This is a genomic window from Caulobacter sp. 602-2 (genome assembly GCF_011043625.1).
In the GTDB taxonomy this organism is placed as follows: domain Bacteria; phylum Pseudomonadota; class Alphaproteobacteria; order Caulobacterales; family Caulobacteraceae; genus Caulobacter.
This window is the reverse complement of the sequence record NZ_JAAKGT010000007.1, coordinates 141,789-157,115: the sequence shown is the minus strand read 5'-3', so window position 1 is coordinate 157,115 and position 15,327 is coordinate 141,789. Positions and strand designations below refer to the sequence as shown.

The following is a 15,327-nucleotide window of genomic DNA, read 5'->3' as shown; positions in this document are numbered from 1 at the left end:
CCCTCTGGCCCTCTGGGCTGCCTCCCCCAGAGGGGGAGGACCTTGGGCTCTAGCGCGGGCCGAACAGCCTGGCCTGCAGCGCGTCGCGCATCGCGCCGAACACGGCTTCGCGCTCGGCGGGGGCGGCGAAGCGGAGTTTGCCGATCAGGCCGCTCATCACGGTGGACCAGACCATCGCGTCCAGGCCGTCGGCGTCGTTGACGCCCTGGCGGCGCAGCATGCGCATGGAGGTGGCGCCGCGGGTGGCGCGGACGGCGGCGGCCAGCGGCTGCAGGGCCGGCTCGCGAGCGGCGGCCAGTTGCAGCGCGCCCAGCGCCCGCACCCGCGCCGAGAAGCCGCCGGTGGGCGCCATGACGGTGGCCACGCCCGTGTCGTCAGCCGAAGCCAGGACCTCGGCCCGCACTTGGCGGTGCAGCTCGACCATCGCCGCCTCGACGAGGTCGGCCTTGGTGCGGAAGAAGTAGGTGGTGGCGGCCAGCGACACCCCGGCCCGGGCGGCCACGTCGCGCTGGGTCAGGCGAGAGACGCCGCGGTCGGCGATGCCGGCGATGGCCGCCTCGACGATGCGGCGGGCGGTGTCGTTGGCGTGCTCGCGCTCGGGCAGCGCCTCGTCGGGCGCCAGGCCGGCCGGGACCGGATCGATCGCCGTCCTGCCCAGGCGCGCGCCCAGGCGACGGAAGGCCGGCGCCAGCCACAGCTGCCGCTCGCCCGCGTCGGGCTCGACGTGCAGCAGGGTGCAGAGGCCGACGGCCAGACCCGCCCAGCCGTCGGCGTCGGCGTCGCCGGCGCCCAGCAGAAGGGCCGTCTCGCGCCAGAAGGCGAACTCGGCATCCCCGCCCCGCCCCGCCGCCGCCTGGAGCTCCAGGTCGCCGCCGACCTCGGCCTCGATCTCGAACTCGCCCAGCAGCACGAAGCCCAGGCGCCCCGCCTCCAGGCGTTCGGCGACCAGCAGGGTCATGCGATCGGCCAGGCTGCTCCAGCGCGGACCGCGCGAGAGGCCCGGGCGCAGCGCCTCGCGCTCGCGCCCGGCCTCGTCCAGCGCCTGGGCCTGGATCCGACGCAGAAAGCCGGCGCGATCGCCGAAATGATAGTTCACGGCCGACGCGGCCGCCCCGGCCCGAGCGGCGGCGGTGCGCGCGCTGACGGCCCCCAACCCCTCCTCCAGGGCGATGCGCCAGCCCGCCTGCGCCAGTTGGAGAGCGGAATCCAAGTCTGCGAAAGCCATGCCCCGTGTGTGGCTGGACAGGCGTTCGAACGCAAGTCTGGACAAGCGTTCAAGCTGAGCCCTCACCACAACGAGAGTGCGCTCATCACCCAGAACTTATGTCTCTATTTTTCAGTTACTTATTCACAAATACATCAATCCGTCGCCTAAATTTCACGACAGTTTCACACGGTACAATCGTTCGAATTGCTATCCGCCCCTCGTCTTCATCGAGGGGAAGCCATCATGACCCGCGCCAGCCGGAGCGCCGCCAAGGCCCTGCTGCTCACCACCGCCGCGCTCGCCCTGCCGATCGCCGCCCATGCCGCCGACGCGGCCCAGCCCGCCGCCATCTCGGCCACGGCGGCCGCCACCGGCCGGGTGGTCGGCACGGACGGGGCCTATCTGGTCGCCGCCGAAGTGTCGGCGCCGAAGCTGAACCTGCGCACCACCACCGACCGCGAGGGCCGCTTCAGCCTGACCCTGCCGGCCGGCCCGCAGACGCTGCTGGTGCGCTATCCGGGCCTGCCCGACCGCGAGGTCGAGGCCACGGCCGGCGCCGCGCCGATCACCGTCAGCTACGCCGACGCCCAGGAGATGGAGGCGCTGGTGGTGACCGCCGGTCCGATCCTGGGCTCGCAGGCCGCCGCGATCGCCCAGCAGCGCGCCGCCGACAACATCATGAGCGTGGTCGCCGCCGACGCCATCGGCCGCTTCCCCGACCAGTCGGCCGCCGCCGCCCTGTCGCGCATTCCCGGCGCGGCCATCGAGCGCGACCAGGGCCAGGAGCGCTACGTCCAGCTGCGCGGCGCGCCCGAACGCTGGACCGTGGTGTCGATCGACGGGATGAACGTGCTGGGCGCCGAGGAGCGGGTGTTCCGCTTCGACTCCGTGCCGGCCGTCGTCATCCAGTCGATGGAGGTCAACAAGACCCTGACGCCCGAGCAGCCGGCCGAGGCCCTTGCGGGCCGCATCAACATCGTCACCGCCTCGCCCTTCGACCGCCGCGGCCTGCACGTGTCGGGCGACCTCGGCTACGGCGAGATGCAGCTGGGCGACGGGCCCCAGCGCCAGGGCTCGATCCGCGGCTCGTGGTCGAACGACAGGTTCGGCGTCGTGGCCGCGCTGGCGCACTATCGCCGCAACCAGACCACCGACAACCGCGAGATCACCTGGAACCGCGACGGTGACCTGAACACCGTCGACGACTTCTCCTTCCGCTCCTACCGCCTGGAGCGCGAGAACAACGCCGCCCAGCTGGGCCTGGAATACCGCCCCGACGGCGGCGGCCGGATCTTCTTCAACAGCCTCTATTCGGAATTCATCGATCGCGAGCAGCGCAACCAGTACGACTTCCAGCTGTCGCGCGCCCGCACCCAGACGGCGGCCAACCGCGGCCCCGACAGCGGCTTCGTCGACGGCGCGGCCTACACCGGCAGCTGGGAATACGGCCGCTACTACAGCGACACCTTCGCCAACACCCTGGGCGGCGACCACGACTGGGCCGGCAACCAGATCAAGTGGCGGCTGAACTACACCCACACCGACGCGGGCGCGTATCTGCCGCTGATCCAGCAGAACTTCGGCCGCCTGTCGCTGGTCTATAGCGGCGCGACCTCGGGTATTCCGGACCTTGACCTCTATACGACCAGCGGTTCGGGCACGACCTACACGCGGGGCTCGGCGCTGAGCGCCCTGCCGCAGACCGGCTCGCAGGCCGACGTGCTGATCCCGATCGTCTACAGCACCGACACCGACGCCTGGACGGGCCAGGTCGACATCGCCCGCGACTGGACCTCGCTGGGCGCCGAGGCCACCTTCAAGGCCGGCGTGAAGTACGACAGGCGCAAGGCGACCGGGAACACCTTCTCGGGCGTGCCGGGCGCGACGCCGGTGCTGCAGAGCCTGGCGGCCCAGACCGGCGGGACCTGGAGCGTGACCCCGCGGATCACGGGCGCCCAATGGACCAGCGACTTCGCCCGCGGCTGGGGCGTGGCCCTGGTCGACAACATCGGCCTGCGCCAGGACCTGGACACCCTTCTGGCCAAGGCCACCAGCGCCGGGCTCTACAACGCCGCCGCCGCGGTGCAGCCGCAGGACCGCTTCGCCGTCGACGAGAACATCCTGTCGGCCTACGCCCAGAACAAGTGGACCCTGGGCAAGTGGGAGGTGCTGGCGGGCCTGCGCGTCGAGAGCGTCGACCTGGAGAGCCGGGGCGTGGTGGCCAGCGGGTCGAGCCTGACCCCGCTGACGGCCAAGCAGAGCTACACCGACCTGTTCCCCAGCATCCACGTCAACTACGAGGTCACCGACGACATCCAGGCGCGCTTCGCCCTGATCAGCGGCGTGGCCCGGCCCTCGTTCGGCGAGATCCGCACCAGCGTGTCGGTCAACGACGCCAGCGAGACGGTCAGCGGCGGCAACCCCGACCTGAAGCCCGAGCGCGCCTTCGGCTTCGACACGGCGCTGGAATGGTACCTGCCGGGCGCGGGCCTGCTGTCGGCCTCGGCCTTCTATCGCCGGATCGACGACGTGCTCTACGACAGCGTCGCCACCATCCGCGACGACCGCTACGACGTCGGGACGCTGGACCGTACGGGCTACACCTACTCGACGACGCTGAACGGCTCGGACGGCAGGATGGCCGGCATCGAGCTGGCCTACATGCAGCAGTGGCGGTTCCTGCCGGGCCCGCTGAGCGGCTTCGGCTTCCAGGGCAACGTCACCTTCCTGGACGGCGAGTTCAAGACGCCCGAAGGCGTCAAGAGCGCCTTCCCGGGCCTGTCGGACACCCTCGTCAACGCCTCGATCTTCTATGAGAAGTACGGCCTGTCGGCGCGCCTTTCCTACCAGTGGCGCAACGACTGGCTGGACGAGCCCAGCGTCGACGCCACCGACCAGACCTACTGGGCGGCGACCGAACAGTTGGACCTGTCGCTGCGCTACCAGGTGCGCGACGGCGTCACCGTCTACTTCGACGCCAGCAACCTCACCGACGAAACGGGCATGCGCTACCAGGGCCACGCCAACCGCCCCATCGAAGCCGAGGGCGTGGGCCGCCGGTTCATGGGCGGCGTGCGGTTCAACTTCTAAAGCCAGGACATAGAAAAATGCTGATCCGCAACCTGCTGACGGCCGCCTGCGCGGCGGCCGTCCTCGCCGCCCCGGCCGTCCAGGCCCGCACGGCTTCGACGACCGTGACCGAAGCCTCGGTCGTTCTGAAGGACGGGACCTACCACGCAGCCTGGAAGACCAGCCGCCCCGGCGCGCCGGTCGACCTCTATGTCGCCGCCTCGCCCGACGCCCCGCTGAAGGCGATGCGCAAGCTGGCCGACAACGACACCGACGGCGCCGCCAGCGTCACGGCCGCCCAGGCCGGCGCGAGCCGCCCCTACTTCTACGTCGTCGCCGATGGCGAGAAGACCGGCGTGCGCACCGCCACCCGCGTGGTGCCCCTGCAGGGCGCGGCCAACTTCCGCGACCTGGGCGGCTATTCGGCCGCGAACGGCAAGCACGTGCGCTGGGGCCAGGTGTTCCGCTCCAACGGCCTGTCGACCCTGACCGACGCCGACTACAAGACCGTCGGCGACCTGGACGTGCGCCTGGTCTGCGATCTGCGCACCGACCAGGAGCGCAAGACCCAGCCCACCGTCTGGCGCGGCGGCAAGGCCGTGCCGGTGTTCCTGAACTCGCCCAAGGCCGGGCTGGACATGGACATGCGGGCGCTGTTCGGAAACGGCCCGCCGACGCCGCAGGCCGTGCGCGCCAACTTCATCGGCTTCTACAAGCTGATGCCCGACGCCTATGCCGGCGAGTACAAGGCGATGTTCGAGAAGCTGCTGGCGGGCGACGCGCCGATGCTGGTGCACTGCTCGGCGGGCAAGGACCGCACGGGCGTGGCCTCGGCCCTGATCCTGACCGCGCTGGGCGTGCCGCGCGCGCAGGTCACCGCCGACTACGCCATGAGCGAGACCCTGCTCGACAACGAGAGCGCCCGCCGCGCCATGGCCGCCGGCGCCAAGTCGGACGATCCCAACGCCGCCATGTTCGCCAAGCTGCCGCCGGAGATCACCCGGGTGCTGATGCGCACCGAGCCGGCCTATGTGGAGGCGGCGCTGGACGCGGTGACGGCCAAGTACGGCTCGGTCGAGGCCTATCTGGACAAGGTGCTGGGCGTCGACGCCAAGGACCTGGCCACGCTGCGGGCCCGATATCTCGAGTATTAGTTTCATTTTATGGGATCAATGCTCATAAAATGAATGGATAATCCTCCAGATCGCTCTATGGTCTGACCAATTCGACCAAGCTGCCTGACAGCTTCGCGATCTGGAGGAAACCCCATGCGGCTGACGTCGCTGCTGGCCGGCCTTGTCGCCGCCGTCTTCGCTACGACCGCCTGGGCGCAGGACGCCTGGGTCAGCGACAAGCGCACACCGGGCGCGTTCCCCATCGCCGGCGCCGAGATCCTCTATGCCAAAGGCGACTTCCCCGTCGTCGGCCTCGCCGTCGGCGACCTGCGGGACGACCTGGGCGCGGTCGTCGGCACGTCACCTTCCCTCTCCACCGGCAAGCCCGTCGGCAAGACCGCGATCATCGTCGGAACGCTGGGCAAGAACCCGCTGATCGACGACCTGGCGCACGACGGCAAGCTGGACGTCGGCGACCTGCGCGGCGCCTGGGAAAGCTTCGTCATCGCCGTGGTCGACAATCCCGCGCCGGGCCTCGACAAGGCCCTGATCATCGCCGGCAGCGACCGGCGGGGCACGGCCTTCGGCGCCTATGAACTGAGCCGCGCGGCCGGCGTTTCGCCCTGGACCTGGTGGGCCGACGTCAAGCCGCAGCGCAAGAAGGCGCTGTACGTCGCCGCTGATGCGCGCCGCTTCGGTCCGCCGTCGGTGAAGTACCGCGGGATCTTCATCAACGACGAGGACTGGGGCCTGCAGCCCTGGGCGGCCAAGACCTTCGACCCGGCCTATGGCGACATCGGCCCCAAGACCTACGAGAAGGTCTTCCAGCTGCTGCTGCGGCTGAAGGCCAACACCCTGTGGCCGGCCATGCACGAGGTGACTAGGCCCTTCAACGCTGACCCGGCCAACGCCGCCCTGGCCGACCGCTGGGGGATCGTCATGGGCTCGTCCCACGCCGAACCGATGCTGCGCAACAATGTCGGCGAGTGGAAAGCGGGCGCCGATGCCTTCAACTACGCGGCCAATCCGGGGGGCGTGCTCGACTACTGGCGCGAGCGGACCAAGACCAATGGCGGGTACGAGAACATCTACACCCTGGGCATGCGGGGCATCCACGACTCCGGCATGGTCGGCGGCGGCGACATCGACGGCCAGCGCGCCCTGCTGGAGAAGATCATCACCGACCAGCGCGGTCTGATCGGCCAGCATGTCGACCCCAAGGTCGAGACCGTCCCGCAGGTGTTCACCGCCTACAAGGAGGTGCTCGACATCTACCGCTCGGGGCTGAAGGTTCCCGACGACGTGACCCTGGTCTGGCCGGACGACAATTTCGGCTACATCCGCCAGCTGCCGAACGCGCAGGAGCGCAAGCGGCCGGGCGGCTCGGGCGTCTACTATCACCTGTCGTACCTGGGCGCGCCGCTGTCGCACCTGTGGCTGTCGACCGTGCCGCTGGCCCTGGTGATCGAGGAGATGGGCCGGGCCTGGGACCTGGACGCCCGCAAGCTGTGGGTCGTGAACGTCGGCGACATCAAGCCGGCCGAGCTGGGAACGCAGCTGTTCCTCGACATGGCCTGGGACGTCGAGCGCGTGCGCGGCCTGGGCGCCCACGGCTATGAGCAGGCCTTCGCGCGAGAGACGTTCGGACCCGGCCAGGCCAAGGCGATCGCCGCGATCCTGGCCGAGCACCATCAGCTGAACTTCGAGCGCAAGCCCGAGCACCTGCAGTGGTTCTGGGGCCGGAACGCCACGCCGCGCTCCAGCCCGCTGTCGGTCGAGCAGGCGAACGCCCGGCTGGCGCGGTTCGACGCGCTTGTGGCCAAGCTCGACGCCGAGGCCGCCAGGATCCCGGCCCAGCAGCGCGACGCCTGGTTCGAGCTGGTGGACTATCCGGTGCGGGCCGCAGCCCTGGCCAACCATCGCTTCTTCGACGCCGAGGCCTTCGACCGGCTGATCGGCGAGCGGCCGGACGAGGCCCGCGCCCGCGCGGCCAAGGCCCGGGCGGCGGATGCGCAGATCGCCGCCCTCACCCGCCGGTTCAACGACGAGATCGCCAGCGGCAAGTGGCGCGGGATCATGTCGGTGGAGCCGGCCGACGGCTCGTGGACCTCGTTCCGCCAGCGGCCCTTCGCGGCCCCGGCGACGGATGCGACCGCGCCGCGCCTGGCGCCGGCGCCGGTCGAGGACGAAGGCCTGATCGTGGTCGAGGCCGAGACGGCCGGCGGCAAGGGCTGGCGGCGGATCGACGGCCTGGGGCGCGGCGGCGCATCCATGGCGGCCGGCGACGTGCGCGAGGCTTCCAGCGGCGGCGCGGCGTTGGACTACGCCGTGAAGCTGCCGGCCGGGGCCTGGGCGCTGGATCTCGACCTGCTGCCGACCTTCCCGCTGAACGGCCAGACGGCGCTGCGGCTGGCGGTCGGCGTCGACGGCGGCGCGCCTGTGGCCGTGGCCGCCCCGCGCAAGGTGGGCGACAAGGCCTGGGCGCAGGGCGTGACCGACGGCCGCCTGCGGGTGGGCTCGGGCCTGACGCTGTGCGGCGGCGAGCGGACGGTGCGGGTGAGCTCGGTGGATCCGGGGGTGGTGCTGGACGCGCTGGTTCTGCGGCCGGCGGGGGCGTGCGCACGTTGATCCTTCTCCCATAGGGAGAAGGCAGCCTGCGAAGCAGGTCGGATGAGGGGTTAGGGAGGGTCGACGGCGTGCCGGCACGCCGGTTGGCGGCGCAACCCCTCACCCTCCCAGGCTATCGCCTGGGCCCCTCCCTCTCCCTATGGGAGAGGATCAGAACGCGGCCTCGAAGGCTTCGAAGTCCTTCTCCAGCCGCCACTGCATCGCGGCCTTGAGGTTCTTGCTGAGGAACACGTCGCAGGCCGTGCCCGGCTTGGCGCATTCGGTCGCGCCGCGCAGGCTCTTGCCCGGCAGGAAGGCGTATTCCAGGCTGTCGCGGGCCATGGCCTTGAGGTCGGCATAGCGCAGGCCATGCTCGGTGGCGGCGCGGACGTACTCGTTGGTCAGGTCGATGCGCGAGACGCCCTCGTCGTCGGTGGACAGCACCACCGGAACGCCGGCCCGGCGATAGAGCGCCAGCGGGTGTTCGGCGCCCTTCACGCCCAGGATGACGTCGTTGCTGGTCAGGTTGATCTCGACGGCGATCTTGTCCCTGGCCATCTGCTTGAGCAGGCCCGGCGCGTCGTGCTCGTAGGCGATGTCGACGCCGTGGCCGATGCGCTTGGCGCCGGCCACCGTCACGGCCTGGTTGATGTGGAAGGTCAGATCGCGCGGCGGCGTCAGGCCCAGGGTCAGCTCGCCGGCGTGCAGGGCCATCGGGACCTTGGGATAGCGGCCCGACAGGTACTTCATCATCTTCATGTGCAGGGCGTAGTCGCCGAGCGAGACCGGGTGGTCCTCGGGATTCACGATGTTGACCCCGACGAAGCGCGGGTCGGCGTCCACCAGGGCGAAGGCGGCGGCCATCTGGGCGAAGACGAAGCCGGCCGGCTGGGCGCGCTCGACGAAGGGCTGGAAGCGGACCTCGACGGCGCAGGGGCCGGCGGTTCCCGCGTTCTGGGCGCAGTTCAGGCGCCTGTCGCCCTCGGCCAGGGCCGCGTCCATCTCCTTGCGCGAGGCCTCGACCATGGCCGGCAGGCCGGAGGCGAAGGCGGCGTAGGTCTTGGCGAAGTCGCCGTCCCAGCGGCCAGCCTCGCGCTCGGCGAAGGCGCGCATGGCGTTGGGATTGGCCGAGCTCTCGACATAGGACACCCGGTCCTGGGCGGCGTATTCGCGGGTGACGGCGACCATCGGCCCGATGTTGGGCACGGCCGCGGCGGCGAAGCGCTCGAAGGTCGAGAAGAACTGGTCGTGGCCCGAGGCCGCCGCGTTGTCGGCGCCGCGGTCGTAGTTGCGCACCGACAGGCTGTCGATCACCCGGTTGTAGAGGGCCGGATCGCGACGGGCGAGGCCGGCGGCGGGCACGGTCGCCTTGCCGTCGCAAGGACCTCCGGTCAGGGCCGGCGGCGTCGCGGTGGAGACGCAGAGGCCGCCCTCGCCCGCCCAGGCGACGAAGTCCTCGGCATAGGGCGCGCCCCACAGGTGGTTGTGCAGGTCGCCGCCCTTGGGCATGGCCTGGAGGAAGAGCCGCAGCTTGGCCCTGTCGCCGGCCGCGGCGTCGAAGGCGGCCGATGCGCGCGCCTCTGACGGCGACGGAGCCGCGTGGGCGGGCAAGAGGGTCAACAGCCCGCCCGCGATCGCCATTCCGCTCGCCAGCCATTTCGTTCGCGCGCGCATCGTCCGCCCCCAGATCCTTTCCGCCTACCCACGATGATTTGCGTCATTTGGCAAATCGCGGACGGCGGAAAGGAGCAGAAGCGGGCCGCTGGCTCAGACCTCCAGCAGCGGGAAGCGCTCGGCCGCCTTGGCGTTGGTGGTCGAGCCTTCCGTCCCGCCCTCGGCAAGGGCCGCGACGCCGATGCCCAGCAGCCAGCCGGTCAGCATCAGGCCAAGGCCGCTGTTGAAGGCCTCCAGCGCTTCGCGCACCGGCTCCATGCCCGGCTTGGTCAGGTCGAAATCGGCCTGGCCGACGGCGCCGCCGGTGATGCTGCTGGTCCAGCCCGACGAGGCGTCGTCGGCCTCGTGGATGACGAAGCCGTCGTCATGGGCCGCGTCGAGGGCGTAGCCGTTGCCCCCGAGCGTGACCGAGAAGTCGCCCTTGGTCTGCTCGCTGACCCCGTCGATGACGATCGCCTGGTCGCCCTTGGTGACCACCACCTGCTCGGCGTAGGTCATGTTGTTCCACTTCGAGGTCTCGGTGTTGATCGTGATCTTCGTGCCGTTCTCGAGCTGGAAGGTCGTGGTGCCCCAGAAGTCGCCGATGTGCTCGCCGTTGTAGCTGACGTGCGGGTCGCCCCAGACGCGGGTGGCGTTGCCGTCGGCGTCGCGGACGATGATCTCCGAGCTCGCCTCGTTGATCGACAGGGTGTAGCCGTCGCCGATGTCGATCTCGGCCTTGCCCTCGCCGGGCATGCTGGCGGTGAACGGCTGCTGGGCGGGGGCGGGCTGGAACAGCCCGGCGACCATCGCGCCCAGGGTGAACTGCATGGCGCTGAAGGTCTTCAGCGACTGGCCGAGGCCCGCGCCGACACCGGTGAGGATCGCCGCGTTGAGCGCCGTGTTCAAGGCGCCGTTGATGGTGGTCATCGCTCCTACCCCTGCTCCGTCGAAAGCCGCCGAATGCGGCCTGCGACGAAAGGTGGCGCCAAGCGGGGCGGTCCAGATAGCTGGGGCGTATCCCATCAGGGAAAACCCTAGGTCGTCATGAGGTCCTTCTCCCCTTGCGGGAGAAGGTGGCGGCCGAAGGCCGACGGATGAGGGGTCGCGCGGACGGTTCTGAGAGCCCCCTCACCCGACCTCGCTCCGCGAGGCCACCCTCTCCCGCAGGGGGAGAGGGATCAGTGTTTGCCGTCCAGCCCGCGCAGCACCTGCAGGATCACCGTCGGCCGGGCGCCGATCTCGTTGAGCAGCAGCTGGACGAGGCCGGTCAGCATGGCCAGGACCACCGCTGTGGCGATCCACGACTTGATGGCCAGGCCCAGCGAGAAGACGTTCAGCTGCGGGGCGTAGCGGTTGATCAGGCCAAGGCCGCCGTCGACGAGATAGAGGACGATCAGCGCCGGGGTGGCCAGCATCACGGCCATGACCATCAGCCGCGAGAATTCGCCCTCGAACAGGGAAAGGCTGCGCAGGGACAGGATCGGCGTCAGGCTGCCGATCGGCCACACCGCGTAGCTGTCGAGGATCACCCCGACCATCAGCAAGAGGCCGCCGCTGAACATGAAGACGAAGTTGGCCAGGCGGCTGAGGAACTCGCCGGTCAGCGAGGTCTGGTGGCCGCTCAAGGGGTCGACGACCTGGGCGATGGTGGCGCCGACCTTGGCGTCGATGATCTGGCCGGCGGCCTCCAGGGCCCACAGCATGGTTCCGAAGAAGAAGCCGATGACCAGGCCCACCAAGGCCTCCTTGGCGAAGATCATGATCCACTGGACCGTCGGTAGTTCCATCTGGGCCAGTTGCGGCTGCAGCGTGATGACGATGATCCCGAAGGCCAGGAAGATCGAGTTGCGCACCAGGGCCGGCACCGTCTCGGGCGACAGCAGCGGCAGCAGCATGAAGGCCGCCGCCACCCGGGTCGCGCCGACGGCCAGGATCAGCGTGTTGTCAAAGATCGCCCCGAGCCAGTCGGGGGCTCCGGTCATGCGCCCCTCGTCATCGGCGGACCATGGCCGGGAACTCGGTGAACACCCGATCGCCGAAGCGATAGAGCGTGCCGCCCAAGAGGCTGGCGGTGACGAAGATCGTCAGCACGATGGCGAAGAACTTGGCCGCGTACTGCAGGGTCTGCTCCTGCAGCTGGGTGGCCGACTGGACCACCGCCACGACGAGGCCGACCAGCGAGGCGGCGACGATCGGCGGCGCCGACAGGATCAGCACCAGCCAGAGGGCCTGGTTGACGAGCTCGATAGCCTGGGCGTTCAGCATGCGCAGCCTCGCCTCACGTGTAGGACAGCACGAGGCCGTGCGAGAGCTTCACCCAGCCGTCGATCAGTACGAACAGCAAGAGCTTGAACGGCAGCGACACCGTCGTTGGCGACAGCATCATCATGCCCATGGCCAGCAGGATGTTGGAGACCACCAGGTCGATGATCAGGAACGGCAGGAAGATCAAGAAGCCGATCTGGAAGGCCGCGGCCAGCTCCGACACGGTGAAGGCCGGGACGACGACGATGAAGTCGCGCTGGGTCAGGGCGCGGGCCTTTTCCGGGCCGTTGATGCGCTGGGCGGTCTTCAGGAAGAAGGCGCGCTCGCGGGGCGTCGAATGCTTGATCAGGAACTCGCGCAGCGGCTCCTTGGCCTTGTCGGCGTAGGTGAACAGGGCCTGGGTGTCGCTGCTGACGGCGGCCACGGGCTTCACGCCCTGGTTGGCGGCGGCCATCTGCTGGCCGACCGGATACATGACGTAGAGGGTCAGGATCAGTGCCAGGCCGTTGAGCACGATGTTGGGCGGCACCTGCTGCAGGCCCAGGGCGTTGCGCAGCAGGCTGAGCGTGACGACGATCTTGGTGAACGAGGTGACCATCACCGCCACGAACGGCGCCAGCGCCAGCAGGATGACGGTGATGAGGGCAGAGCCCGGCGAGAATTGCGTCAGGTCCATCTGAACTCAGCCCTCGCCGCCTATGGTTTCGATCAGCACGCCCCAGGCCTCGCCGACGGGGACGAGGCGGCCGCGGGCGATCGGGCGGTCGCCGGCCAGCAGCACGGCGGGGGCGTCCTCGCGCGGGCCGGCCAGCACGACGGTCGAGCCGGGGCGCAGGCCCGCCAGTTCCGACAGCGGCAGGCTGGCCTCGCCCAGCAGCACCTTCAGCGGCACGGGCAGGTCGGCGGGAGCGACGGGCGCGGCGTCGGACGCCGTGTCCTCGGTCGGGGCGACGGCGATGTCGAGCGGCGGGGTCATGGCGCTCTCCTCGATGGCGTTGAGCGTGAAGCGACGATGGGAAAGCTCGAACCGGCCGACGAGGCGGCGGTCGAACAGGGTGAGGCTGGCCAGGCCCGGGCGCGCGGCCGACAGCGGGGTCAGCACGATGTCGCCGGGGCGCAGGGCCGCGGCGGTCGTCGCCGGCAGGTCGGGTCCGTCGAGCACCAGCGGCCCGGCGGCGGGCGCGGAGAGGTGCGCGCCGGGCGCCCAGGGGTCGAAGATCGGCTGCGGCCAGGCGCGGGCGGCCTCGGCCTCGACGGCCAGGACGAGCCGGGCGAAGGGCGCGCCGTCCTGGGTCTCGACGGCGATCGAAAGGGCCAGAAGGCCGCCGGGCGCCTGCGCCTCGACGCCCAGCGGCGACAGGCTCTCGGTGGTGGCGGCCTCGATGGCGACCAGGACCGGCTCGACCCGGTCCAGCGCGATCAGCAGCTCGGCGTCGTCGGCCGGGGCGAAGGCGGCGCCGGACAGCTGGCGGATCGCCAGGCGCAGGCTCGGCGCATCCTCGCAGAACAGGATCCACGGACCAGGGCCCACCTCGGCGTCGAGGGCGACGCGGGTGACGAGGCCCGGCGCGCGCAGGGCGGCCAGCACCGCCAGGGCGTGGTTGCGGGCGACGAGATCGGAAAGGTCGGCGGCGGGCGACGCGCCCTCCCCGGCCTGGAGGTCGAGGAAGGCGCTCATGCGTCGTCGTCCACGGTTGCGGTGACGGCCATGCGCACCAGCCGGGTCAGGCTGGTCGCCTCCATCTTGGTCATGATCCGCGAGCGGTGCAGCTCGACGGTCTTGGGACTGATGCCCAGCTCGTAGGCGATGACCTTGTTGACCTTGCCGGCGACGACCAGGGCCATGACCTCGCGCTCGCGCTCGGTGAGACCGGAAAGGCGGCGGACATAGGCCTCCTGGCCCGGGGTCCGGACGGGACGGACCTGGGCGAAGGCCCGTTCCAGGGCCGCCTCGAGCGCGGCCTCCTGGAACGGCTTTTCCAGGAAGGTGATCGCGCCCTTCTGCATGGCCTCGACTGCCAGCGGCACGTCGCCGTGTCCGGTCATGAAGATCACCGGCCGCTCGCAGCCGCGGGCCTTCAGCGCATCCAGCAGCTCCAGGCCCGACATGTCGGGCATGCGCACGTCGAGCAGCAGGCAGGCGTCGGGCGGCGGATCGCCGGCGTCGAGGAAGGCGCGCGCGCCGTCGAAGGTGGAGACGGCGTAGCCCAGGCTTTCCAGCCACCAGGCGGCGGACTGGCGGAACTCGCCGTGGTCGTCGACCAGGCAGACCGCGCCCAGGGGGCCGGGCTCAGGCGTCGATGTCGAGGGGGTGGTCATGGCTCCTCCTGGCGCGCCGCGGGCAGCGCGATGTGGAATACGGTCCCCCCCTCGGGATCCGGGGCGTGCCAGAGACGCCCACGATGCAGTTCGACGATGGACCGGCAGATCCCCAGCCCCACCCCCATGCCGCCGGGCTTGGTCGAGAAGAACGGCGAGAACATCTTGCCCTCCGCCCCCGCCTCGACGCCCGGGCCACTGTCGGCGACGGTCAGTTCGACCATGCGGTCGCTGCCTTCCATGGGCGCGGCGGCGATGGTGAGGCGGCGGGGACCGGGCCGGCCGCGCATGGCGTCCAGGCCGTTGCGGGCGAGGTTCACCAGCACCTGCTGGATCATCACCGCGTCGCCGAGCACAGGCGGCAGATCAGCGAACCGAGCGCGGGCGAGCACCTTGTCGCGGGCGATCTCCCAGTCGAGCAGGTCGAGCGTAGCGCGCACCAGCCGGGGCAGGTCCAGCGGCTCGACCTGGGGCTGGCGCTGCTCGACGAAGGAGCGCATGCGCTGGATGACGCCCGAGGCGTAGAGCGCCTGCTCGGCCGCGCGGTCGAGGGCCTCGACGCCCTCCTCCTTCGACAGCGCCCCGCGCGCCAACCGGGCCTTGAGCCCCCGCGCGATGTTGGCGATCGAGCCGATCGGCTGGTTGAGCTCGTGGGCGATCATCGTCGCCATCTCGCCCACCGACATGACGCGCGAAGTCAGCAGCAGGCGCTCACGGTCGGCCAGGCGACGGCCTTCCGCCTCCTGGCGCTCGGCAGCGCTGGAGAGGATCAGGCAGACACGGCCGTCGCCGTGCGCGGCCCGAGCCTCGAAGGCCTGGCCGTCCAGGTCCAGCGGCAGGAGGTCGCCCTCCCCGCGCCGCGCCGCCTCGACGGCCGCCAGCAGCCCGCCGGCCGGCACCTGGCCGGGGCGAAGCTCGGGCGTCAGCCGCGCGAAGGCGGGCGAGCGCCAGGCCAGCCGCGGCGCAGCGGCGTCCTCGAAGGCGGCGACGGCCAGACCCAGGACGTCCAGCGCCTCGGCTTCGGGCGATTGGGAAAGGAGCGCGGCCAGGCCGGTCATGCGACACACGGGCCGGCTAGGGGAAACGGGC

Annotated in this window: 12 protein-coding genes; 3 read left to right on the top strand and 9 right to left on the bottom strand. The window is 70.6% G+C overall.

All coding sequences use genetic code 11. The annotated features are described in order from the left end of the window. Positions 1–49: 49 nt before the first annotated feature. Positions 50–1,210 (bottom strand): TetR family transcriptional regulator, encoded by a 1,161-nt coding sequence (locus tag G5B46_RS15710; protein ID WP_205691708.1) that lies wholly within the window; start codon positions 1,208–1,210, stop codon positions 50–52. 240 nt (positions 1,211–1,450) lie between these two features. Here G5B46_RS15710 and G5B46_RS15705 point away from each other — a divergent pair, with 240 nt between their 5' ends. The 3 genes from G5B46_RS15705 (at position 1,451) to G5B46_RS15695 (ending at position 8,019) form a co-directional block, all read left to right on the top strand. After that, on the top strand, positions 1,451–4,297 hold the full coding sequence (locus G5B46_RS15705; protein ID WP_165260139.1) for a TonB-dependent receptor: 2,847 nt from the start codon (positions 1,451–1,453) through the stop codon (positions 4,295–4,297). A 17-nt stretch (positions 4,298–4,314) separates the two neighbouring features. Continuing rightward, positions 4,315–5,430 (top strand): tyrosine-protein phosphatase, encoded by a 1,116-nt coding sequence (locus G5B46_RS15700; RefSeq protein WP_165260137.1) that lies wholly within the window; start codon positions 4,315–4,317, stop codon positions 5,428–5,430. Positions 5,431–5,544: 114 nt separating this feature from the next. Next, complete coding sequence (locus G5B46_RS15695; RefSeq protein WP_165260135.1) at positions 5,545–8,019, top strand: glycosyl hydrolase 115 family protein; 2,475 nt, start codon at positions 5,545–5,547, stop codon at positions 8,017–8,019. A 150-nt stretch (positions 8,020–8,169) separates the two neighbouring features. Here the strand turns inward: G5B46_RS15695 and G5B46_RS15690 are convergent, their stop codons facing one another. The 8 genes from G5B46_RS15690 to G5B46_RS15655 all read right to left on the bottom strand — a co-directional run bounded on the left by G5B46_RS15690 (position 8,170) and on the right by G5B46_RS15655 (position 15,296). Next, on the bottom strand, positions 8,170–9,618 hold the full coding sequence (locus G5B46_RS15690) for an adenosine deaminase (protein WP_240903518.1): 1,449 nt from the start codon (positions 9,616–9,618) through the stop codon (positions 8,170–8,172). 147 nt (positions 9,619–9,765) lie between these two features. Beyond that, positions 9,766–10,581, bottom strand: coding sequence for a DUF1521 domain-containing protein (locus G5B46_RS15685; RefSeq protein WP_165260131.1), 816 nt, complete (start codon positions 10,579–10,581; stop codon positions 9,766–9,768). A 251-nt stretch (positions 10,582–10,832) separates the two neighbouring features. Further along, positions 10,833–11,636 (bottom strand): type III secretion system export apparatus subunit SctT, encoded by an 804-nt coding sequence (gene sctT / locus G5B46_RS15680; RefSeq protein WP_165260129.1) that lies wholly within the window; start codon positions 11,634–11,636, stop codon positions 10,833–10,835. Positions 11,637–11,646: 10 nt separating this feature from the next. Further along, the gene (sctS, locus tag G5B46_RS15675; protein WP_165260127.1) at positions 11,647–11,919 is read right to left on the bottom strand and encodes a type III secretion system export apparatus subunit SctS; all 273 of its coding nucleotides are present in this window, start codon (positions 11,917–11,919) and stop codon (positions 11,647–11,649) included. Between the two features lie 13 nt (positions 11,920–11,932). Further along, positions 11,933–12,595 (bottom strand): type III secretion system export apparatus subunit SctR, encoded by a 663-nt coding sequence (sctR, locus tag G5B46_RS15670; RefSeq protein WP_101712241.1) that lies wholly within the window; start codon positions 12,593–12,595, stop codon positions 11,933–11,935. Positions 12,596–12,601: 6 nt separating this feature from the next. Continuing rightward, positions 12,602–13,597 (bottom strand): FliM/FliN family flagellar motor switch protein, encoded by a 996-nt coding sequence (locus G5B46_RS15665; protein WP_165260125.1) that lies wholly within the window; start codon positions 13,595–13,597, stop codon positions 12,602–12,604. Then, on the bottom strand, positions 13,594–14,238 hold the full coding sequence (locus G5B46_RS15660; protein WP_165260123.1) for a response regulator: 645 nt from the start codon (positions 14,236–14,238) through the stop codon (positions 13,594–13,596). Before G5B46_RS15660 ends, G5B46_RS15665 begins: the two co-directional genes overlap by 4 nt. Further along, positions 14,235–15,296, bottom strand: a complete 1,062-nt coding sequence (locus G5B46_RS15655) for an ATP-binding protein (protein WP_165260121.1) — start codon at positions 15,294–15,296, stop codon at positions 14,235–14,237. Before G5B46_RS15655 ends, G5B46_RS15660 begins: the two co-directional genes overlap by 4 nt. Between the last annotated feature and the right edge of the window lie 31 nt (positions 15,297–15,327).